Below are 20532 nucleotides of genomic sequence, written 5' to 3' on the forward strand. Positions count from 1 at the left end.
CTTTCACCGCTCTTGTCGTCCGTCCGTGTCGGACAGATGTTCCACGCTCGCCCCCCGGGCACGGGAGACCCGCATCGACCATGACCGTCGTCAAAGCCATAGGACTGGCACTTCTTCTTCACCTCGCGCCGGCGCCGGCGATCGCTGCGAGCGAGGAGGCGAACGGGCCCTTCGCGGCGGCGATCGAAAGGGCCGGGAGCTACGACCAGCTCCGCACGCTCATGGTCGCGCAGGAGGGTGAGATTCTCGTCGACCGCGGCTTTCGCGGGCACGAGACGACGGGGGCGACGAACATAAAATCCGCGTCGAAATCGGTCATCTCGGCCCTTATCGGCATCGCCATCGAACAGGGGGTGCTGGAGGGCCCGGACCAGCGGATCGCCCCGCTTCTCGAAGAGAGCCTTCCGGCGGATCCCGATCCGCGGCTTAGGGAGGTGACGATCGGCAACCTGCTCTCGATGCAGGCGGGACTGGAACGAACGTCCGGCGCGAATTACGGCGCCTGGATTCGCAAGCCGCGACTGGGTGGCGGCCGCGCTCGACAAGCCCTTCGTCGAGGATCCCGGCGGGAGGATGCTCTACTCCACCGGCAACAGCCACCTCCTCTCGGCGATCCTGACGAAGGAGACCGGCCGCTCCACGCTCGCCCTTCTGAACGATTGGCTGGGTCCGGCGGGGGTGCGTGTCTCGAGCTGGGAGCGCGACCCGCAGGGGATCTATCTCGGCGGCAACCAGATGGCGATGAGCCCGCGCTCGCTCCTTGCCTTCGGCGAGCTCTACCGCCGTGGGGGACGCACCGAGGACGGGCAGGAGATCATCCCGGAATCCTGGATCGAGCAGTCGTGGCAGCCGCGGACGCGGTCGGCTTTCGGGAACGGCGAATATGGCTATGGCTGGTTCGTGCGCGATCTGGCCGGGCACCGCGCCTATTTCGGCTGGGGCTATGGCGGGCAGATGATCTACGTCCTGCCCGACCTCGCGCTGACCGTTGCGATCACCTCCGATCCGGACAGGCCCTCCGGTCGGACGGGCTTCGACGAAGCGCTGCACGCGCTCGTGGCGGAGAGGATCGTTCCTGTGGCGGAGGAGCGGCGCTGAGCGATCCAGGTCGCGCGCGCCGCTTCGCCTCGAGATAGGGTCTACTTCTCGAGCCGCGCCGTCTCGCGCCCGACTTCCTCCGCCTCGACGTGGAGCGCCGAACCGCCGCGCGTGAACGAGTAGCGGACGCCCTGCCGGCCGGGCAGGCTGAATCTCGTCCTGTCGCCATCGGCAAGCTCCATGCGGAGCCGCGCCGGTGCCGCGGACAGGTCGCGTGGGGCATAGGTGCCGACGACGTGGAAGAGGCCGTCGGCTTCGGTGAAATAGACGGCCATGTCGATGCCGGCCGTGTGGAGCGAGGCGCCCGCGAGAGGATCTGTGAGGGTGATCGCCTCCGCGGAAGCCTCCGAGGGGGCGAAGCCGAGCGTGCTGGCAGCGGCAGCGGCGAGAAGAACTTTGCGGATCATCTGTCGGTCTCCACGAGATGGCACGCCGGTCGCTCCGGGGTGCTTCATGGCGAGAGACCCTGCCGTTTCCGGATTTCCCCGCGATGTCCCGGCCCCGGAAACAATGTTTCCCGTGCGGAGTGCCTCGGCGCGTCAGCGGCTCCGGCGCGGCGAGGTCGCGACCGCCGCCAACGCCAGCACGAACGCCGCAAGCGGTATCCACGCCTCCCAAGCTCCCATCGTCCGAAGCGTGAGCCAGCTCACCAGGCACCACAGCGCCGGAACGGGCAGGAGCACCCACCGGCCGGCCCCGCGACTGGCGGCGATCACGCCGAGCGTCGCGATGGCGTTGGGATCGGGTGCCAGGCCCAGGATCTCCGCCGTCCTGATCGACCGGTCTCCCAGAAGCGGCAGGAGCGGGTGGAGGAGGAGCGCATAGGCAAAGAGCGAGATGCCAATTCGGGCGTGAAGACGCCGCTCCGGCCCGAGCCGGAGCCATCCGCCCAGGCCGATCCCGATGAGGAGAGCAGCCTCTGCCAGGAAGGCGGGTATGACGTAGACGACGGCCCAGTTGACGGCCGCGTACCGGTTCCACAGGTACGCCCAGGCCACGAAGCACCAGGCAGCCGCCAGGAGGAACCCGATGCCGCGCGCCGTTCCCGGCCGCGGAGCGAGGAGCCGATGGAGCACCCAGGCGGCCGCCGGCAGCGCGATGAGCGCGGCCGGCCAGAACGCCTCGTTGTGCAGTTCGAAGAGCCGCCAGTAAACGGTCTCGGAGAACAGGAGAAAGTCCTCCGGCCGGTAGGTCCACCACTCCGACATGTCACAGCGAACGCACGTGGTCCGACATGCGCTCGCGAAGCGCTGCGTCGGGCAGGGGACCGGACGCCGCGGCCAGGTTCTCCGTCGCGTGATCCGGCCTCGTGGTCGCCGGAATGGCGACGGTGACTGCCGGATGGGAGAGAATGAACTTCAGGATGTACTGCGCCCAGGTCCGCGCACCGATTTCGGCCGCGAAGCCCGGCAGGGGCCGGCCCTCGAGCGACCGCGTCAGCGCGCCCTGCCGGAACGGCCTGTTGACGATCACGCCCATGCCCCGGTCCTCCGCCAGCGGCAGGATCCGCCGTTCGACCTCGCGGTCGAGGACGTTGTAGGTCACCTGTACGAAGTCGAGCGGCTCGTTCCGCATGATCTCCTCGAAGAGGTCGTGCCGACGCCCTTCCGAGGTGGTGATGCCGATGTAGCGGATCTCGCCCCGCTCCTTCATGACCAACAACGTGGGCAGGTGCTCGCTCCAGGCGCGGAGGTTGTGGATCTGCATCAGATCGAATCGAGGGACGTTCCACTTCCGCCGGGACGCCTCGATCTGGGTCGGCCCTTCGTTTCCGGACGATGTCCACACCTTGTCGGCCGCGAAGAGCCGCTCGGGCGGGCCTAGCTTTTCGAGGCCGTGTCCCACCGTGTCCTGCGACGAGCCGTACATGGGCGAGGAGTCGATCATCCGTCCTCCCGCCGCGAAGAAGGCCGCCATGACGGCGGCCGACCGGTCGAGCAGCATCGGATCGTTGCCGACATTGAAGGTGATCCACGTGCCGAGCCCCACCGCCGGCACCGGTTCGCCGGACGACGGGATCACTCGCCGGAGTGGTTCCGCCGCATGGGCCGGGCCTGCCGTGCGGAGGGGCATGGCGGCCGCGACGGCGGCGGCCCCGGCGACGACCGCGCGGCGCGTCGGGTGACGGTTCGTCATGGAATCCTCGTCGCGTTGCAGATGCCCGGGATCTGGGACCTCGTCCGCCGACGGCAAGCCCGGCCGCTGCTCCTGCGCGTCAGATCCCGAAGAACATCATGATGGCGAGGCAGGTGGCGATGCCGACCAGGATGTTCATGGGAAGGCCGACCTTCACGAAGTCGACGAAGCGGTAGTTGCCCGCGCCGTAGACGAGCGTGTTCGTCTGGTATCCGATGGGAGTGGCGAAGGTCGCGCTCGCCCCGAACATCACGGCGATGACGTAGGGCCGGGGATCGTGGCCGAGCTGGACCGCGAGGCCAATCGCGATGGGCGTCAGGATGACGGCGACGGCGTTGTTCGTGATCGTCTCGGTCAGGAGCGAGGTGAGGAGATAGACGCCGAACAGGAGCACGACCGGCGGGGCGTTCGTCAGGAACGGCCCGAGCCAGCCGACGAGGAGCTCGATCGTGCCCGCCCGATCGAGGCCGATGGCAAAGGCGAGCATGGCGAAGATCAGGAGCAGGATGTTGCCGTCGAGCGACCCGAGTGCCTCGTCGAGATCGACGCAGCCGAGCGCGAGAATGGCCGCCGCGGCGATCAGGGCGAGCCCGCCGATCGGCATGACGTTGAACGCCGCGAGGACGACCACACCGACGAGCGCGCCGATCGCGATCGGCGCCTTGGACCGTCGGAATGCCCGGAAGCGGCTCTGGCTGATATTGACGAACTCGGGCTCTGCCGCGAGCGCCGCAAGGCCGGATGCCGATCCTTCCAGAAGCACGCTGTCCGCCGGCCGCAGCCTCGTGTTCCCGAGATCGGGCCCCGGCGTGTGGTTGTGGCGATGCACGGCGATCGGGGTGACGCCGAACCGCGTTCTCAGCGCATACTCGTTGAGGGTGCGCAGCGTGCCGCGCGTGCTCGGCGCGATCAGCGCCTCGACAACCACGCGGTCCGCCCCCTCCTGCGGGCGCTGGGCCGTGCCGACGGTGACCCCCGGCCGCCCCCGCAGCGTCAGGATCTCCGGGGCGGGAGCGCTCAGAACGATCCGGTCGTGGGTCTGAAGCTCGATCTCCCCCAGCCGGACCCTCATCGTCTCGCGGCGGCGGCGGACCGCGAGGACCTTGATCCCCTGCCGCTTGAAGGCGGCGATGTCGGCGACCCGGCGTCCGGTGAAGTCCGAGCCCTCCTGCAGCACGAGCTCGGTGAGGAACAACTGCTGATCCGGCCCCGAAAGCGCCTCGCCGAACGTCGTGCGGTCCGGCAACAGATACCGGCCGGCGAGCAGCAGGAACACCGTCCCCGTCGTCGCCGTCACGAGGCCCACGGGTGTGATCTCGAAGATCGAGAACGGCTCGAGCCCGGCGCCGCGCGCGACGCCGTCGACCAGGATGTTCGTCGATGTCCCGAGCAGCGTGCAGGTTCCGCCCAGGATCGAGACGTAGGAGAGCGGGATCAGGAGGCGCGAAGGCGCGAAGCCGATCGCGGAGGCGAGGCGGATGATGATCGGGATCATGACGATCACGACCGGCGTGTTGTTCATGAAGGCGGAGGCGACGAGCGTGCCCCCGAGAACGAGCAGGACAGCCAGCGTCGGCCGGCTCGAGGAGTGCTCGATGGCGAACTTCGCCACCCAGTCGATCGTGCCGGTCCGGATCAACGCGCCGGAGATCGCGAAAAGCGCCGCGATCGTGATCGGCGCGCTGTTCGAGAATACCGACATGACATCTTCCGTCGAGACGATGCCGAGCAACAGGAACATGATGGCGCCGGTCGAGGCGGCGACCGCCGGGGGAAATTGCTCCGTCACGAAGAGCGCAAACAGCGCGATCAGCAGCGCGAGGCCGATATAGGCCTCGAAACCTTCGATGAAGGGCATGCGCCTCGTTATCCTCGTCTGTCCGGAGCCGCTGTGGCCGCGTGGGGAACGCCGCCCCGAGAGGGCGGTGCGACGCCGTTGACTCGGGAAGCCCGGTCGGCGAGCAAATCCAGTTCGTGCGAGGGATGCAAGACATGAATGACGCGGGAGCCGACACGCCCGGCGGACGGGACAACGAGACCACGGTGCCCGCCGAGACCGCCGTGGCGAGGCGGCAGGTCAAGCTCGAGCTCGCCTCGAAGGAGCATCTTCGCCACGTGGACGACCCGCTCCACGAGGACATTTCGGCCGTCGCCAAGGCGGGGAACAGCCTGTTTCTCGCCTGCGACGAGACTGCGACGGTGGAGCGGGTCGTGCGGCTGGACGACGACCGCTTCGGCAATCACCGCAGCTTCTCCCTCGGCGACATCTTCGACCTTCCCGCAGGGCCCGAAGGCGAGATGGACATCGAGGGGTTGGCCACCGATTCGGGCTACCTCTGGATCGTCGGATCGCACTCGCTGAAGCGCACGAAGCCGAAACGGGAGAAGAAGGATGCGTCGGACGCGCTCGATCGCATGACGGAGATCGAACGTGAGCCGAACCGCTACTTTCTCGGCCGGGTGCCCCTCCTGGAAGAGTCGCCGGGTCTGTATGCGCCGGTGAGGGAGGCCGGCGGCCGTCGGGCTGCCTCGCTCAAGCTCTCGAGACGAAAGAGCATCCTCATCGAATGGCTGCACGACGACCCGCATCTCGCCCCGTTCTTCGACATCCCCTCGAAGGAGAACGGGTTCGACATCGAAGGCATAGCCGTGAAGGAGAACCGGGTCTGGCTCGGCCTGCGCGGGCCGGTCTTCCGGGGGCACGGCGTCATCCTCGAGCTCGAGCTCAAGGAGAAGTCGGAGGGTGTCCTGAAGGCGCGCCGGATCGACGGGGAGCGCAGGTATCGCAAGCACTTCTTCGACACGCGTGGCCTCGGGATCCGCGACCTTCGCCGCGACGGGCAGGACATGCTGATGCTGATCGGCCCGACGATGGCGCTCGACGGTCACTGCCACGTCCTGCGCTGGCTGGATGCCACGGCGCACGCGACGTCGGGGGTCGTGCACGCGGATCGGGTGGAGGACCTCTTCGAGCTGGAGTACGGCCTCGACCGGGACCACCCGGAAGGCATCGAGACCTGGCGGGAGGGAGGCAGGACGATGCTCCTCGTCGTCCATGACGCGCCGGCAGAGCATCGGCTGGATAAGGGAGATTTTGCCCTCTGGGCAGATCTCGTGGACGTGCCGCCGCGGCCTCGCGGGTGAGACGAAGTGCCCCGCGGCGCATCGCACGGTTGAGGTGCGGCGCGAACGACCTATCCTTCTGCAGGAGGAATGCCGGGTCCCTTCCGGGGCCGCCAGCGGAGGGGCTCAGCGATGGATGCCGATGCGACGCTTCTGGCGCGCCTCCAGTTTGCCTTCACCATCTCGTTCCACATCATCTTTCCCGCCTTCACGATCGGCCTCTCCGCCTGGATCGCGACGCTCCTGGTGATGTGGCGGATCACCGAGCGCGACCGCTACCGGAATCTCGCCCAGTTCTGGACGAAGATCTTCGCGGTTTCGTTCGCCATGGGCGTGGTGTCGGGCATCGTGCTGTCCTATCAGTTCGGCACGAACTGGAGCGAGTTCTCCCGCGCCGTCGGCAACACGATCGGGCCGCTGATGGGCTACGAGGTGCTCACGGCGTTCTTCCTGGAGGCGACCTTCCTCGGCGTCATGCTGTTCGGCTGGAACCGGGTGCCGCCCTGGCTCCATGTGACGGCGGCGATCTGCGTCGCCGTCGGCACCCTCATGTCCGCCTTCTGGATCCTGTCGGCCAACAGCTGGATGCAATATCCTGCCGGGCACGAGATTGTGGACGGGGTGGCCTATCCGACCGACTGGTGGGATCTGATCTTCAATCCCACCTTTCCCTACCGCTTCGCCCACATGGTCACCGCGGCCTACCTCACCACCGCCTTCGTGGTCATCGGGGTCGGCGCCCGCTACGCGCTGAAGAACGAGCATCCGCGCCAGTCGTGGACGATGCTCCGAATGGGGCTCGGCATGGCTGCGGTCCTCGCCCCGCTGCAGGCGGTGATCGGCGACTTCCACGGGCTCAGCACGCTCGAATACCAGCCGAGCAAGATCGCAGCGATGGAGGCTCACTGGGGCGGCGAGGAGGCGGCAGAGGGAGGCGTTCCTCTCGTCCTCTTCGCGTTGCCGAACGCCGAGACGGAGTCGAACGACTACGAGGTGGCGATCCCGAATCTCGGCAGCGTCATCCTGACCCACAGCTGGACGGGCCAGTTTCCCGGCCTCAAGGAGTTCGCGCCGGAGGACCGGCCGCCACTGTGGTGGCCGTTCTTCGGCTTTCGCCTGATGGTGGGGCTCGGTTTCCTCATGATCGGGATCTCCTGGTGGGGTGCCTGGCTCTGGTGGAGAGGCAGGTTGACGACGAGCCCCCGCTTCCTGCGCCTTGCCTCATGGTCCTGGCCCGTCGGCTTCATCGCCATCCTCGCGGGGTGGATCACGACGGAGACGGGGCGTCAGCCATGGGTCGTCTGGCAGGTCCTGAGGACGGAAGACGCGGCGTCCAATCTCGGCTTCGCGACGGTGCTCACCTCGCTCGTCATGTTCGTGCTCGTCTACAGCGTCGTCTTCGCGACCGGCATCTACTACATGAACCGGCTCATCGTGACCGGACCCAAGCCCTATGATACGGGCGGGACCCCGAGCCGGCCGCTGACCGGCGCGGGGCGGCCGGGCAACGAGCTCACGCGGGCAGGGGAGGCGTGATCATGGAGGAGTGGCTGCCCTTCGTCTGGGCGGGGATCATCGGTCTCGCCGTCGTGTTCTACGTGATCGCGGACGGGTTCGACCTCGGCATCGGCATTCTCTTTCCCTTCACCTCCGACGAGGAGGACCGGGACGTGATGATGAACTCCGTCGCCCCCTTCTGGGACGGTAACGAGACCTGGCTCGTGCTCGGCGGAGGCGGGCTTCTCGTCGCGTTCCCGCTCGCCTACTCGATCATCATGCCGGCGCTCTACGTGCCGCTGATCCTGATGCTGCTCGCGCTCATCTTCCGCGGCGTCTCTTTCGAGTTCCGGTGGGTCTCCAAGCCGAACCACAAGGCCTGGGACTTCGCGTTCTGGGCGGGCTCGACCGTGGCGACCTTCTGCCAGGGCCTCGTGCTCGGCGGCTTCCTGCAGGGCATCAGCGTCACGGACGAGCGTTTCTCCGGCAACGCGCTCGATTTCCTCACGCCATTCTCCATCATGTGCGGCTTCGGCCTCGTCGCCGGCTACGCGCTCATCGGCGCCACGTGGCTCATCATGCGCACAGAGGGCCGCGTCATGGAGCGGGCGGTCAAGCAGTCGCAGATCCTGCTTCTGATCGTGCTCGCCTTCATCGTGATCGTCAGCGTGTGGACGCCATTGAGTTCCGAACGCATCGCCGGACGGTGGTTCGCGATGGAGCGCATCCTGTGGCTCTGGCCGGTGCCGCTCGCGACGGCGGCGCTCGCGTGGTTCGCCTGGGCGAAGCTGAGGCTCGAATGGTCGGCGTGGCCGTTCGTCGCGGTCATCGGCCTGTTTCTGCTGGCGTTCGTCGGGTTGGGGATATCGACCTACCCCTACATCGTGCCGCCGGACATCACGATCGTGCAGGCGGCTTCCTCGCCGTCGACGCAGATGTTCATGCTGTGGGGCGTGCTGATCCTGCTGCCCGTCATCCTCGGCTACATCGTGTTCGTCTACTACACGTTCCGCGGCAAGGTTCGGCCGGGTGAGGGCTATCACTAGGGCGCTTGAACCCCCAGATTTGAATCCTTCAAAAAAAGTGCCACTATCGGGTTCCCGAGGCTTGCCACCGTACCCTGGAAGAAGCTATACGACCCCTGTTTAGAATTCTTCCAGGGAGAGGGTCGATGTCGAAGCCCACCATGACGACCGCGAGCGGAGCGCCGGTCGCCGACAACCAGAACTCGCAGACCGCCGGTCCGCGTGGCCCCGTCCTGATGCAGGACTTCCACCTCCTCGAGAAGCTCGCCCACCAGAACCGCGAGCGCATCCCCGAGAGGACCGTGCACGCCAAGGGATCGGGCGCCTACGGCAAGCTCACGATCACGAACGACATCTCGAAATATTCCTGCGCCAGCATCTTCTCGAAGGTCGGCAACGAGTGCGAGGCGTTCCTGCGCTTCTCGACGGTCGCCGGCGAGCGCGGCGCGGCGGACGCGGAGCGCGACGTGCGCGGCTTCGCCCTGCGGTTCTACACGGATGCGGGCAACTGGGACATCGTCGGCAACAACACGCCCGTGTTCTTCATCCGCGATCCGCTGAAGTTCCCCGATTTCATCCACACGCAGAAGCGCCATCCGAAGACCAACCTGCGCTCCGCCACTGCGATGTGGGACTTCTGGTCGCTGAGCCCCGAGAGCCTCCATCAGGTGACGATCCTGATGTCGGATCGCGGCCTGCCGCAGACCTATCGCCACATCCACGGCTTCGGCTCGCACACCTATTCGTTCTGGAACAAGGACGGCGAGCGCTTCTGGGTGAAGTTCCACTTCAAGTCCATGCAGGGCATCCGGAACTGGACGAACGATGAGGCCCACGACGTCGTCGGCGCCGATCGGGAGTCGGCCCAGCGCGACCTCTTCGAGTCGATCGAGCAGGGCGACTATCCGCGCTGGAAGTTCTGCGTGCAGGTCATGCCGGAGGCCGATGCCGACAAGCACTGGTACAACCCGTTCGACCTGACGAAGGTCTGGCCGCACGGCGACTATCCGCTGATCGAGGTCGGCGTCCTCGAGCTGAACCGCAATCCCGAGAACTACTTCGCCGAGGTCGAGCAGGCGGGCCTGACGCCGGCTAACGTGATCCCGGGTGTCGGTCACTCGCCCGACAAGATGCTGCAGGCACGCATCTTCTCCTACGCCGACGCCCATCGCTACCGTCTCGGGATCAACCACCACCAGATCCCGGTGAACCAGCCGAAGGCGACGTCGGCACATACCTACCACATGGACGGATCGATGCGGCTTCAGGGCCCGGCGAACCCGAACCACTACTACGAGCCGAACACGATGGGCGGCCCCGCCCAGGACGAGGCCTTCCGCGAGCCGCCGCTGAAGATCTCCGGTGACGCCGACCGCTACAACCACCGCGACGGCAACGACGACTACCGCCAGCCGGGGGATCTCTTCCGCCTGATGAGCGAGGAGCAGAAGGCGCAGCTCTTCAGGAACATCGCCGGCGCCATGCAGGGCGTGCCGGAGGAGATCATCCGCCGCCAGCTCGCCCACTTCTACAAGGCCGACCCGGCCTATGGAGAGGGCGTGGCCAAGGCCGTGGGCGTTGAGATGAGCGCCGCGGAAGCCGCGGAGTAAGGGGTAGCCAAGAGCAGCCTTCGTGCCGCTCGCCCGAGGGGGCCGGCTCCGGCAAGGGGCCGGCCCTTCTTCATTGGGACCGACTGTCGCTGGAGAGGGATCGCGCCGTGGCCGCGCGGCCCGAAAGGCCGTATTCGGCCTATTCGTCCGGAGTGATCCGGAGACCGCCGTCTGGATCGACGACGCGGTAGAAGCAGCTCTTGCGTCCCGTGTGGCAGGCGCCGCCGTCGCCACCGACCTCGACCCTGAGGACGATCGCGTCCTGGTCGCAGTCGGCGCGCATCTCCTTCACGCGCTGGATCTGCCCCGAGGTCTCGCCCTTCTTCCAGAGCTCTCCGCGCGAGCGGCTCCAGTAATGGGCGATGCCGGTCGTCAGCGTGGCCTCGAGCGCCTGGTCGTTCATGTGGGCGACCATCAGCACCTCGCCCGTCGACGCGTCGAGCGTGACGCAGGTGATCAGGCCCTTCTCGTCGAAGCGCGGCGCGAAGATCGCGCCTTCCTCGATCTCCGTCTTGTCGGCGGGGGGAGGGGGAAACGGCATGGTTGTGCCTCGGCAAGCTCGATGGCGGCGCCCACCTGAGAGGGCCCGCTTACGCGGCGTGGCGACTGTCTGGTGCCCCTAGCGGCCGTTGACGAGCTCGAGGAAGCGCCGCTTCTGGTCGCGGTCGTCGCGGAACTCGCCCGTGAACATCGTCGTGACCGTCGAGGAGCCGTTCTTCTGCACGCCGCGCAGGGTCATGCACATATGCTCGGATTCGATCATCACGGCGACGCCGCGGGGCTTCAGCACCTCGTCGATCGTCGCGGCCACCTGGGCCGTGAGGTTCTCCTGCGTCTGCAGCCGGCGCGCGTAGATCTCGACGACCCGGGCGAGCTTGGAGAGGCCGACGACGCGCCCGGACGGCAGGTAGGCGACGTGCGCCTTGCCGATGAACGGCACCATGTGGTGCTCGCAGTGCGAGTTGAACGGCACGTCGCGCAGGAGCACGATGTCGTCATAGCCGCCGACGTCCTCGAAGGTGCGCGACAGCACCTCGACAGGGTCGTCGTCGTAGCCGCGGTAGAACTCCTGGAAGGCCTTCGTCACGCGCTTCGGCGTCTCGAGCAGGCCCTCGCGCAGCGGATCGTCGCCGGTCCACGCGATCAGCGTCCGGACGGCGGCCTCGGCTTCCTCACGTGTCGGGCGCTTCAGAGGCGTCCTCTCGCCCGGCGGAACCAGCGCGTGGACCGTCGCTTCCGCCGACTTGCTCCCGGAGCGCTCGACCATGAACCTTCTACCCTTCGTAACGGGGAATATCTGGGCTGCCCGTGCGAAAATACGCTCGGGCGCAGCGCACGGATCAACTCCCGGATCATTCCGCCCATGCGCCGCACGCGATGCCGACGGCTTGCCAACCGTCTGGTCCGCTTCGATATATAGTCACACAGGCTCTCGCCGCAACTGGGCCGCGTCCCCAATTGAGGCCCGAAGGTAGGCGCTTATTCCATGCTGAACGATATCTACAACAAGCGCATCCTAGAGCTCGCGGGGAATATCCCGCGTGCCGGGCGCCTCTCCCACCCGGCGGGCACGGCGACGGCGCGCTCGAAGCTCTGTGGCTCGACGGTCACGGTGGACGTCGATACGGACGGCGAGAGAGTGACGGATTTCGCGCACGAGGTGAAGGCATGCGCGCTCGGCCAGGCATCGTCGTCGGTGATGGCGTCGAAGGTGATCGGATCGACCCTCCCCGAGCTCAAGGAGCTGCGGGAGACGATGCACGCGATGCTGAAGGAGAACGGGCCGGCGCCCACGGGCAGGTGGGCGGACCTTCAGGTGCTGGAGCCCGTCCGCGACTTCAAGGCCCGTCACGCCTCGACGCTCCTGACCTTCGACGCGACGGTGGAGGCGATGGAGAAGGCCCTGCAGAGCCAGACCGAGAGCGCCTGAGCCTCGCGCAGCGCGGCGCCGTCGCCGCGATCCGCCTCTACCAGCTGACCCTCTCGTCAGTCGTCGGGCGCGGCTGCCGGCATCTCCCAACCTGCTCGGACTACACCGCGACCGCGATCCGCCGCCACGGCCTCTGGGCCGGCGGCTGGGTCGGCCTCGCCCGCATCGCCCGCTGCAATCCGCTGGGCTCCGCCGGGTTCGATCCGGTGCCGGATGCGTTGCCGGAGACCGGGCGGTGGTATAGACCGTGGCGCTACGGTCGATGGAGCGGACGGCACATCACGCTGCGCCCCGACCGCGACTGAACGGCGGGCGGCGAGGCCGTTCCGCGGGATTTAACCGCTTACCTGCTTGGTTGGCAGGAGTTGAGCCGGAGAGACACCATGATTTCCCTGACATTCCCCGATGGCGCCGTGCGCGAGTACGACGAGGGCGTGACCCCGGCCGATGTCGCCGCGTCGATCTCGAAGTCGCTGTCCAAGAAGGCGATGATCGCCCGGGTCGACGGCAACCTCGTCGACATGAGCCAGCCGCTTCGCCAGGACGCCTCGCTCGCCATCATCACGCGTGACGATCCCGCAGCCCTCGAGATCATCCGCCACGACGCGGCCCACGTGCTGGCGGAAGCGGTGCAGGAGCTGTTCCCCGGCACGCAGGTCACGATCGGGCCGGTCATCGAGAACGGATTCTACTACGACTTCTGGCGCGAGGAGCCGTTCACGCCCGACGACTTCGAGACGATCGAGGCGAAGATGCGCGAGATCGTCCAGCGCAACGCGCCCTTCACCTGCGAGGTCTGGCCGCGCGACAGGGCCCGCGACTTCTTCGAGAAGCGCGGCGAGGCCTTCAAGGTCGAGCTCGTCGACGCGATCCCCGAGGATCAGGACGTGAAGATCTACCGGCAGGGCGAATGGCTCGACCTCTGCCGCGGTCCCCACGGCGTCTCGACCGGGCAGATCGGCACGGCCTTCAAGATCCTGAAGCTCGCGGGCGCCTACTGGCGCGGCGACTCGAACCGGCCGATGCTCCAGCGCATCTACGCGACGGCCTTCGCCAACGACAACGACCTGAAGGCCCACCTCCATATGCTCGAGGAGGCGGAGAAGCGCGACCACCGCCGGCTCGGACGCGAGATGGATCTCTTCCACTTCCAGGAGGAGGCGCCCGGCTCCGTCTTCTGGCACCCGAAGGGCTGGGCGGTCTTCACGGCGCTCATCGACTACATGCGCCGGCGGCAGAACGCGGCCGGCTATCTCGAGGTGAACAGCCCCGACATGATGGAGCGCTCGCTCTGGGAGCAATCGGGCCACTGGGAGAAGTTCGGGGAGAACATGTTCACCACGCAGACGCCCGACGAGCGGGTGTACTGCTGCAAGCCGATGAACTGCCCCGGCCACGTCCAGATCTTCAGGCACGGCCTCAAGAGCTACCGCGAACTGCCTCTGAAAATTGGTGAATTCGGGAAGGTTCACCGCTACGAGCCGTCCGGCGCGCTGCACGGGCTCATGCGCGTGCGCCACTTCACGCAGGACGACGCCCACCTCTTCTGCACGCCGGAGCAGATCACCGAGCAGTGCCTCGAGGTCAACGCGCTGCTCCTGTCGATCTACAGGGACTTCGGCTTCGACGAGGTGCGCATCAAGTTCTCGGACCGGCCGGAGAAGCGGGTCGGCACCGACGAGGTGTGGGACCGCGCCGAGGAAGCCCTGATGAACGCCTGCCGGGCGGCCGGCATCGAGCCGGAGCTCAACCCGGGCGAGGGCGCGTTCTACGGGCCCAAGCTCGAATACGTGCTGCGCGACGCGATCGGTCGCGACTGGCAGTGCGGCACCCTCCAGGTCGACTTCAACCTGCCGGGCCGCCTCGGCGCCTTCTACATCGGCGCGGACGGCGAGAAGCACGTCCCCGTGATGCTGCACAGGGCAATCTTCGGCTCGCTCGAGCGCTTCACGGGCATCCTGATCGAGAACTTCGCCGGTCACCTGCCGCTGTGGCTGGCCCCGGTGCAGGTCGTCGCCGCCACGATCACGTCCGATGCCGACGGCTACGCCGGCGAGGTGCAGGCGGCGCTGACGGCCGCCGGGCTTCGAGCTGGCATCGATCTTCGCAACGAGAAGATCAACTACAAGGTCCGCGAGCACTCGCTGGCGAAGGTGCCGGCGCTCTTCGTGTGCGGAAAGCGGGAGGCCGAGGAGCGGACAGTGTCCATCCGTCGCCTGGGCTCCAAGGACCAGGTCTTGATGCCGCTCGACGAGGCGATCGCCCGGCTGGTCGAGGAGGCGATGCCTCCGGACAGGCGCCGCGAGGGGTCGGACGTGGCGGTCGCTGCGGAGTAGCGCGGCGAACTGCCAGTGCCGTCCAGGGGCTGCCGGAATATCGGCAGCCCTTTTTTGCTGCCGCGTGGCCCCGGCATCGGGGGAACCGCACCGGATTGTTAACCTGTGGTTAACCATAACGGGCCGTTACTCTCTCGCGTTCACCCACCCCGGGGCGCGGCCGCCAGCGATGAAGTTCTTCACCACTCTCACCCGCCCGACCGGCACCCATCTTCCGGCTCCGGGTGGGGGCACGGGCGATGTGCGTCAGGCGCTGCAGCAGGCCAGCCGCCGCACCGGCGTCGACTTCGACTACCTGCTGGGCACGGCCCAGCGGGAATCGGGATTGAACACGACCGCGAAGGCGCCGACCTCCTCGGCGCGGGGGCTCTTCCAGTTCATCGAGTCGACCTGGCTCGCGACGGTGAGGGATGCCGGCAGCGCCCTAGGCTATGCCGAGTATGCCGAGAAGATCGGCAGCGACCGGAGCGGCCGACCTGTCGTGAAGGACCAGGCCGCGCGGGACGAGATCCTGCGCCTGCGCGACGATCCGCAGGCAGCCGCCATGATGGCGGCGGCGCTCGCGCAGCAGAACGCGGATGCCATGTCCGACGGCATCGGGCGAACCCCGACGCGGGGCGAGCTCTATATCGCGCATTTCCTCGGCTCGAAGGGGGCGGTGGATCTCGTGAGGCTCGCCGACAGGCAGCCGGGGGCGAACGCAGCCGAGGCATTCCCGCAGGCGGCCAAGGCGAACCACACGATCTTCTATGCCCCCGACGGACGGCCCCGCTCGGCCTCGGAGGTCTATCAGGCGCTCACGCAGCTCCCCCAGGCGGTCGCCGCCACGGGAGAGGGCGGCGATGCCGAGCCTGTGTCGCCTCCCGCCGGGCACGGCCTCTTCACGGCGCGCAACAACCCGTCGCAGCCGTTCCACAGCATGTTCTCCGACGTGAGTCGCGGCATGGGCCCGATCGCCGGCGCCGTGACGAGCATGTGGAGATCGGAGGGCCATGACGATACGGCCTCCGCCGAACCCGCGGAGGCTGTTGCGGCTCCGCAGCCCTCGGAGGCCGCGCGCCTTCAGATGGCGCGGCTGCAGGAGGCTCTCGCCCGATCCGACGGAAAGCCGCTGCCGATCGGCCCGGATGGGCAGGGGCCCATGGTGGGGGGGCTGTTCTAGGCGCGCGTCCGTGCTCCGGCGGGGCATGGTGAACGTTTCCTTAAGCCTTGCCGCGTCACCATTCTCCGGAGACGGAAGAGCTTCCGAGGGTGACGGAGCGGATGAGCATGCTCGTTAGGCGTTTTCTCGACAGGCTGGCGCAGGGAAGCCCGGAGGAGCGTGCCGAGATCGTCAGGGCTCTCGCTCGGGTCTATGTCGAGGTGGAGCTCGACGACGAGCAGCGCACCGATATCGAGCGCACCTTCCTCGTCATCCTCGACGATCCCGCCCCGCGCGTCAGGCGCGCGCTCGCCCAGGCCATCGCCCCGGCGAGCCGGGCGCCGCGCAGCCTGGTGCGCGCGCTTCTCGCCGACCGCCCGGACATCGCCGAGCCGCTCCTGCGCTCCTCGCCTCTCCTGGCGGACGAGGACCTCGTCGCGCTCGTCGACGGGTTCGACGAGGCGCAGCGGATGGCGGTCGCCGGGCGTCCGCATGTCGGCGTGCCGCTGTCGGCGGCGCTGATCGAGGTGTCTGGGCCCCGCTGCTGCCTCGCGCTCCTCGAGAACCCGGGCGCGATGATCGCCAGTTCGAGCTTCCGGCGGCTCGTCGAGCGCCACCGGCGGGACGGCAGCGTGCGCAACGCGCTGCTCGAGCGCGACGACCTGCCGCCTGTGCTCCGCCAGATGCTCGTCGACGGCCTTTCGGAGGAGCTGCAGGAGAGCCCGCTCATCCTCGCCTACCTCTCCAGGGACAAGACCCGCCGGATCCTGTCGGACGCGCGCGACAAGGCCGCGGTCGAGCTTGCCGGCTCCTGCGGCGAGAAGGCGCTGCGCCAGCACGTCGCTGCCCTTCACGATGCGGACCGTCTCGGCCCCACGGTCCTGATCCGGGCCCTGGCGGGCGGGAACCTGCCGCTCGTCGCGGAAGCCCTCAGCCTCCTGGCGGACCTGCCGCTGCGCCGCGTTCAGGCCCTGCTGCAGGATCCGAGCGACGCTTCGCTCCGCTCGATCTGGCGGCGCGCCGGCCTGCCGGCCTTCGCTCTCCCGCCCTTCACGCGGCTCCTGCAGGCCTGCCAGCGCGGCGCGAGGCCGGGGGAGGCGGACGTGGAGGCGGCCCTGCATCTCTGCCGGGATGCCGTGGAGGAGGGCAGCGAAATGGTGCGCCACGCGCTCTCGCGGCTGGCGCACGAGCATGCGCTTATGGCCGCACGTGCCGGAACCGGGGGATATTTCCACGCCGCCTGAGCGGCTCAGTATCCGAACTGTTCGGCGAGGATGCGCTCGCGCAGGTTGTGGCCGTGGTCGAACAGCATGATCGCCTTGTGGGCGTGCGATTCCTGGACCTCGACCCGCAGGACCGAGCGGAACTCGGTGTGGTCGGCCACCGCGTTCACCGGGCGCTTGTCCGCCTCCATCACGTCGATGGCGATCTTCGCCTCGTTCGGCAGGAGCGCGCCGCGCCAGCGCCGCGGCCGGAAGGGGCTGATGGGCGTGAGGGCGAGCATCGGGGCGTCGATCGGGATGATCGGCCCGTGCGCCGAGAGGTTGTAGGCCGTCGAGCCTGCCGGCGTCGCCACCAGTATGCCGTCGCAGATGAGCTCCGGCAGCCGGACCTTGCCGTCCACCATCACGCGCAGCTTGGCGGCCTGGAAGGTCTGGCGCAGCATGTGGACCTCGTTGATGGCGAGGGCGGTGTGCTCCTCGCCCTCGAGATCGGTCACGCGCATGAGCAGAGGGTGGATGATGCTGCGCTCGGCCTGCCGGATGCGGTCGATCAGGCCGTCCTCCTCGTAGTCGTTCATGAGGAAGCCGACCGAGCCCCGGTGCATGCCGTAGATCGGTCGGCCGCCGTCCATGTAGCGGTGGAGGACCTGCAGCATCAGCCCGTCGCCACCGAGCGCCACGATCACGTCGGCCTCCTCGGGTGAGGACGCGCCGTATCGTTCCTCGAGATGCCGCGCGGCTTCCATGGCCTCCGGCATGGGGCTGGCCACGAAGGCGAGCTTCATCGGGCTGGAGGGCTCGGATTCGGATGTCACTGTCGGCCTCTCTCGGGAGCCAGGCGTCGGGGCCCGCGACTATACACGGCAGCAGGTGGCTGAGAACCGCGTGACGACGTCCTGGTCGTTCATGGGGGCACGCCTCTGTCGGTATCGGCTTGCGGCAGGGCCCGCTCGGGGCATAGAGCAGGATGGACGGTATTGGGCGCCGCCGTGCCGGCGGCTGCCGAGAGCAGGAGACACGTGATGGCGATCGACGCGACGGGAACGACACTCATCGACCGGATCTGGCCGGCGCGGGCCGACGGCCGGGTCATGCGCAACATCGCGATCGTGCTCGTCGGCAGCGCGCTGATGACGATCTCGGCGAAGATCCAGGTGCCGTTCTGGCCGGTGCCGATCACCATGCAGACCTATGTCGCGCTCATGCTCGGCGCCGTGCTCGGCTTCCGGCTCGGCGCTGCGTCGGTCGCCGCCTATCTCGCCCAGGGCGCGATCGGCCTGCCCGTCTTCGCGGGCGGCGCAGGGCTCGCCTACCTGGCCGGCCCCACCGGCGGCTATCTCCTGGGCTTCCTCGCGGCCGCGGCCGTCACCGGAGTCCTCGCCGATCGCGGGTTTGGGCGGCGCTTCGTTTCGGCGCTCGCCATGTTCCTCCTCGGAAACATCGCCATCTTCGCGCTTGGCCTCGGCTGGCTCGCGACGCTGATCGGTGTGGAGAAGGCCATCGCCGGGGGGCTCGTGCCGTTCCTTCCGGGCGAGGCGCTGAAGGTCGCCCTGGCCATGGCGAGCCTGCCGCTCGCCTGGAAGGCCCTCTCGCGGCGCTAGAGCCGCCGCGATCCGGGCCTGCGCTCCACGGATCGGAAGCTTCGACGAGCTCCCCCGGCGGCATCTGGACACCGGTCGGGGGAGACCCCCATAGTCGCATCTGCCGCATCCGGCACCATGCGTCATTGGGAGGCAAGGGTAGATGAAGCATTTCCGTTCGCTCGCACTGGCTGCCGCGCTTTTCGCGGCCGCCGTGCCCGGCGCCAAGGCAGAAACTCCGGACGACACACTCGTGATCGCGTGGCAGTTCGACGACATCATCTCGCTCGATCCGGCCGAGGTCTTCGAATTCTCCTCGGCGGAGATGATCGGCAACTCCTACGAGCGCCTGATCGGATACGACCTTGAGAACGTCTCGGACATGTTCGGCGTCGTCGCCGAATCCTGGGACGTTTCCGAGGACGGGAAGACGATCACCTTCAAGATCCGCGAAGGGAAGAAATTCGCGTCCGGCAATGACCTGACCGCCGAGGACGTCGTCTTCTCGCTCCAGCGCGCCGTGAAGCTCGACCTGTCGCCGGCCTTCATCCTGGGTCAGTTCGGCCTGACGAAGGAGAATGTCGAGGAGAAGATCCAGCAGACGGGCGACTACGAGCTCACCTTCGAGATGGACCAGGCCTATGCGCCGACCTTCGTGCTCTACTGCATGACGGCGACCGTCGCCTCCGTCGTCGACAAGGCCCTCGTGATGGAGCACGAGCAGGATGGCGACCTCGGCCACGAGTGGATGAAGACGAACTACGCCGGCTCCGGGCCCTACGCGATCGTCAACTGGAGCGCCAACCAGGCGGTCGTGCTGGAGCGGAACGACAACTATTCCGAGCCTGCGCCGCTCGCCCGGGTGATCTACCAGCACGTCCCCGAAGGCTCCACGCAGCGCCTGCTGCTCGAGCAGGGCGACGTCGACATCGCGCGCAACCTCAGCCCGGAGGATCTCGCGTCGGTTGCCTCTCGCGACGACATCAAGGTCGAGAGCAACGTGAAGGGCGCGGTCTACTATCTCGGGCTCAACCAGAAGAACGAGAACCTCGCGAAGCCCGAAGTTCGCCAGGCTCTGAAGTACCTCGTCGACTACGAGGCCATCGCCGACACCATCATGAAGGACCGTGTGAAGGTCCACCAGGCCTTCCTCCCGGAAGGTTTCCTGGGTGCCGTCAACGAAACCCCGTTCGCGCTCGACGTCGACAAGGCCAAGGAGCTTCTGGCAGAGGCGGGCCTCGCCGACGGCTTCAGCGTGACGATGGACACGCGCAACACGCCGGACATCACCGGCATGGCCGAGGCGATCCAGCAGACCTTCGCGCAAGGGGGCGTCGACCTCGAGATCATCCCCGGCGACGGCAAGCAGACGCTGACGAAGTACCGGGCGCGCCAGCACGACATCTATATCGGCCGCTGGGGCCCCGACTATCAGGACCCTCACACGAACGCCGATACGTTCGCGGCCAATCCGGACAATTCCGACGATGCGTCCGCGAAACCGCTCGCCTGGCGCAACGCCTGGGACATCCCGGAGCTCACCGAGAAGACCCAGAGCGCCGTGCTGGAAAGCGACCCCGATGCGCGTGCGGAGATCTACGAGGAGCTGCAGCGCACGGTGATGGACGAGGGGCCGTTCGTCATCATGTTCCAGGAGATCGAGAACGCCGCCATGCGCACGAAGGTGGAGAACTTCGTGCTCGGCCCGTCCTTCGACTCCAACTCCTTCGCCCAGACCAGCAAGAACTGACGGGCGGATGGCTTCGGTCGACACGGCAACGGGGGGAGGGCGCGGCCGCGCCCTCCTGTCCACCTCCACGGCGGTGGCCCGTT

General features: G+C 67.7%; 18 protein-coding genes and 1 pseudogene. 12 read left to right on the forward strand and 7 right to left on the reverse strand.

What is annotated here, in order from left to right:
* Positions 1 to 80: 80 nt before the first annotated feature.
* Positions 81 to 1098: pseudogene (locus N177_RS19990) on the forward strand (serine hydrolase domain-containing protein).
* A 41-nt stretch (positions 1099 to 1139) separates the two neighbouring features.
* On the opposite strand, the gene N177_RS19995 reads toward N177_RS19990, so the two are convergent.
* From N177_RS19995 to N177_RS20010, 4 genes are all read right to left on the reverse strand, one after another.
* Positions 1140 to 1505: a hypothetical protein gene (locus N177_RS19995; RefSeq protein ID WP_023434254.1), complete on the reverse strand. Its 366-nt coding sequence runs from the start codon at positions 1503 to 1505 to the stop codon at positions 1140 to 1142.
* Positions 1506 to 1637: 132 nt separating this feature from the next.
* Positions 1638 to 2306, reverse strand: a complete 669-nt coding sequence (locus N177_RS20000; protein WP_023434255.1) for a DUF6064 family protein — start codon at positions 2304 to 2306, stop codon at positions 1638 to 1640.
* 1 nt (position 2307) lies between these two features.
* Positions 2308 to 3234 (reverse strand): aldo/keto reductase, encoded by a 927-nt coding sequence (locus N177_RS20005; RefSeq protein WP_051402502.1) that lies wholly within the window; start codon positions 3232 to 3234, stop codon positions 2308 to 2310.
* 79 nt (positions 3235 to 3313) lie between these two features.
* Positions 3314 to 5092 carry an SLC13 family permease gene (locus N177_RS20010; RefSeq protein ID WP_023434257.1) on the reverse strand — a complete coding sequence of 593 codons (1779 nt, stop codon included), beginning with the start codon at positions 5090 to 5092 and terminating at the stop codon, positions 3314 to 3316.
* 134 nt (positions 5093 to 5226) lie between these two features.
* Here N177_RS20010 and N177_RS20015 point away from each other — a divergent pair, with 134 nt between their 5' ends.
* The 4 genes from N177_RS20015 to N177_RS20030 all read left to right on the forward strand — a co-directional run bounded on the left by N177_RS20015 (position 5227) and on the right by N177_RS20030 (position 10489).
* Complete coding sequence (locus tag N177_RS20015) at positions 5227 to 6378, forward strand: DUF3616 domain-containing protein (RefSeq protein WP_023434258.1); 1152 nt, start codon at positions 5227 to 5229, stop codon at positions 6376 to 6378.
* Between the two features lie 111 nt (positions 6379 to 6489).
* Positions 6490 to 7893 (forward strand): cytochrome ubiquinol oxidase subunit I, encoded by a 1404-nt coding sequence (locus N177_RS20020; protein WP_023434259.1) that lies wholly within the window; start codon positions 6490 to 6492, stop codon positions 7891 to 7893.
* 2 nt (positions 7894 to 7895) lie between these two features.
* Positions 7896 to 8900, forward strand: a complete 1005-nt coding sequence (cydB, locus tag N177_RS20025) for a cytochrome d ubiquinol oxidase subunit II (protein ID WP_023434260.1) — start codon at positions 7896 to 7898, stop codon at positions 8898 to 8900.
* Between the two features lie 125 nt (positions 8901 to 9025).
* Positions 9026 to 10489, forward strand: a complete 1464-nt coding sequence (locus N177_RS20030) for a catalase (protein WP_023434261.1) — start codon at positions 9026 to 9028, stop codon at positions 10487 to 10489.
* 139 nt (positions 10490 to 10628) lie between these two features.
* On the opposite strand, the gene hisI is transcribed toward N177_RS20030, so the two are convergent.
* Positions 10629 to 11030, reverse strand: coding sequence for a phosphoribosyl-AMP cyclohydrolase (gene hisI / locus N177_RS20035; RefSeq protein WP_023434262.1), 402 nt, complete (start codon positions 11028 to 11030; stop codon positions 10629 to 10631).
* Between the two features lie 78 nt (positions 11031 to 11108).
* A complete protein-coding gene (gene folE / locus N177_RS20040; protein WP_023434263.1) occupies positions 11109 to 11756 on the reverse strand; it encodes a GTP cyclohydrolase I FolE in 648 nt (215 codons plus the stop codon).
* A 219-nt stretch (positions 11757 to 11975) separates the two neighbouring features.
* Between folE and N177_RS20045 the strand changes: the two genes are divergently transcribed.
* The 5 genes from N177_RS20045 (at position 11976) to N177_RS20060 (ending at position 17140) form a co-directional block, all read left to right on the forward strand.
* Positions 11976 to 12419, forward strand: a complete 444-nt coding sequence (locus N177_RS20045) for an iron-sulfur cluster assembly scaffold protein (protein WP_023434264.1) — start codon at positions 11976 to 11978, stop codon at positions 12417 to 12419.
* On the forward strand, positions 12416 to 12724 hold the full coding sequence (yidD, locus tag N177_RS21225; protein WP_081718725.1) for a membrane protein insertion efficiency factor YidD: 309 nt from the start codon (positions 12416 to 12418) through the stop codon (positions 12722 to 12724). The genes N177_RS20045 and yidD overlap by 4 nt, the downstream gene beginning before the upstream one ends.
* A gap of 78 nt (positions 12725 to 12802) precedes the next feature.
* Positions 12803 to 14755 carry a threonine--tRNA ligase gene (gene thrS / locus N177_RS20050; RefSeq protein ID WP_023434265.1) on the forward strand — a complete coding sequence of 651 codons (1953 nt, stop codon included), beginning with the start codon at positions 12803 to 12805 and terminating at the stop codon, positions 14753 to 14755.
* A 169-nt stretch (positions 14756 to 14924) separates the two neighbouring features.
* Complete coding sequence (locus N177_RS20835; protein WP_023434266.1) at positions 14925 to 15917, forward strand: transglycosylase SLT domain-containing protein; 993 nt, start codon at positions 14925 to 14927, stop codon at positions 15915 to 15917.
* A gap of 101 nt (positions 15918 to 16018) precedes the next feature.
* Positions 16019 to 17140: a DUF2336 domain-containing protein gene (locus N177_RS20060; protein WP_051402503.1), complete on the forward strand. Its 1122-nt coding sequence runs from the start codon at positions 16019 to 16021 to the stop codon at positions 17138 to 17140.
* A gap of 5 nt (positions 17141 to 17145) precedes the next feature.
* Here the strand turns inward: N177_RS20060 and N177_RS20065 are convergent, their stop codons facing one another.
* Positions 17146 to 17904, reverse strand: a complete 759-nt coding sequence (locus N177_RS20065) for an NAD kinase (protein ID WP_040486314.1) — start codon at positions 17902 to 17904, stop codon at positions 17146 to 17148.
* 237 nt (positions 17905 to 18141) lie between these two features.
* Here N177_RS20065 and N177_RS20070 point away from each other — a divergent pair, with 237 nt between their 5' ends.
* Positions 18142 to 18720: a biotin transporter BioY gene (locus tag N177_RS20070; protein ID WP_023434269.1), complete on the forward strand. Its 579-nt coding sequence runs from the start codon at positions 18142 to 18144 to the stop codon at positions 18718 to 18720.
* A gap of 142 nt (positions 18721 to 18862) precedes the next feature.
* The gene (locus N177_RS20075) at positions 18863 to 20449 is read left to right on the forward strand and encodes an ABC transporter substrate-binding protein (protein WP_023434270.1); all 1587 of its coding nucleotides are present in this window, start codon (positions 18863 to 18865) and stop codon (positions 20447 to 20449) included.
* The last annotated feature ends 83 nt before the right edge of the window (positions 20450 to 20532 follow it).

Origin of the sequence: Lutibaculum baratangense AMV1 (assembly GCF_000496075.1) — a bacterium.
GTDB lineage: Bacteria > Pseudomonadota > Alphaproteobacteria > Rhizobiales > Tepidamorphaceae > Lutibaculum > Lutibaculum baratangense.

What these genes read in the sequence shown, in the direction of transcription:
- N177_RS19995 (WP_023434254.1), bottom strand. Translation starts at nt 1,505, where the DNA reads ATGATCCGCAAAGTTCTTCTCGCCGCTGCCGCTGCCAGCACGCTCGGC.
- N177_RS20000 (WP_023434255.1), bottom strand. Translation starts at nt 2,306, where the DNA reads ATGTCGGAGTGGTGGACCTACCGGCCGGAGGACTTTCTCCTGTTCTCC.
- N177_RS20005 (WP_051402502.1), bottom strand. Translation starts at nt 3,234, where the DNA reads ATGACGAACCGTCACCCGACGCGCCGCGCGGTCGTCGCCGGGGCCGCC.
- N177_RS20010 (WP_023434257.1), bottom strand. Translation starts at nt 5,092, where the DNA reads ATGCCCTTCATCGAAGGTTTCGAGGCCTATATCGGCCTCGCGCTGCTG.
- N177_RS20015 (WP_023434258.1), top strand. Translation starts at nt 5,227, where the DNA reads ATGAATGACGCGGGAGCCGACACGCCCGGCGGACGGGACAACGAGACC.
- N177_RS20020 (WP_023434259.1), top strand. Translation starts at nt 6,490, where the DNA reads ATGGATGCCGATGCGACGCTTCTGGCGCGCCTCCAGTTTGCCTTCACC.
- cydB (WP_023434260.1), top strand. Translation starts at nt 7,896, where the DNA reads ATGGAGGAGTGGCTGCCCTTCGTCTGGGCGGGGATCATCGGTCTCGCC.
- N177_RS20030 (WP_023434261.1), top strand. Translation starts at nt 9,026, where the DNA reads ATGTCGAAGCCCACCATGACGACCGCGAGCGGAGCGCCGGTCGCCGAC.
- hisI (WP_023434262.1), bottom strand. Translation starts at nt 11,030, where the DNA reads ATGCCGTTTCCCCCTCCCCCCGCCGACAAGACGGAGATCGAGGAAGGC.
- folE (WP_023434263.1), bottom strand. Translation starts at nt 11,756, where the DNA reads ATGGTCGAGCGCTCCGGGAGCAAGTCGGCGGAAGCGACGGTCCACGCG.
- N177_RS20045 (WP_023434264.1), top strand. Translation starts at nt 11,976, where the DNA reads ATGCTGAACGATATCTACAACAAGCGCATCCTAGAGCTCGCGGGGAAT.
- thrS (WP_023434265.1), top strand. Translation starts at nt 12,803, where the DNA reads ATGATTTCCCTGACATTCCCCGATGGCGCCGTGCGCGAGTACGACGAG.
- N177_RS20835 (WP_023434266.1), top strand. Translation starts at nt 14,925, where the DNA reads ATGAAGTTCTTCACCACTCTCACCCGCCCGACCGGCACCCATCTTCCG.
- N177_RS20060 (WP_051402503.1), top strand. Translation starts at nt 16,019, where the DNA reads ATGAGCATGCTCGTTAGGCGTTTTCTCGACAGGCTGGCGCAGGGAAGC.
- N177_RS20065 (WP_040486314.1), bottom strand. Translation starts at nt 17,904, where the DNA reads ATGAAGCTCGCCTTCGTGGCCAGCCCCATGCCGGAGGCCATGGAAGCC.
- N177_RS20070 (WP_023434269.1), top strand. Translation starts at nt 18,142, where the DNA reads ATGGCGATCGACGCGACGGGAACGACACTCATCGACCGGATCTGGCCG.
- N177_RS20075 (WP_023434270.1), top strand. Translation starts at nt 18,863, where the DNA reads ATGAAGCATTTCCGTTCGCTCGCACTGGCTGCCGCGCTTTTCGCGGCC.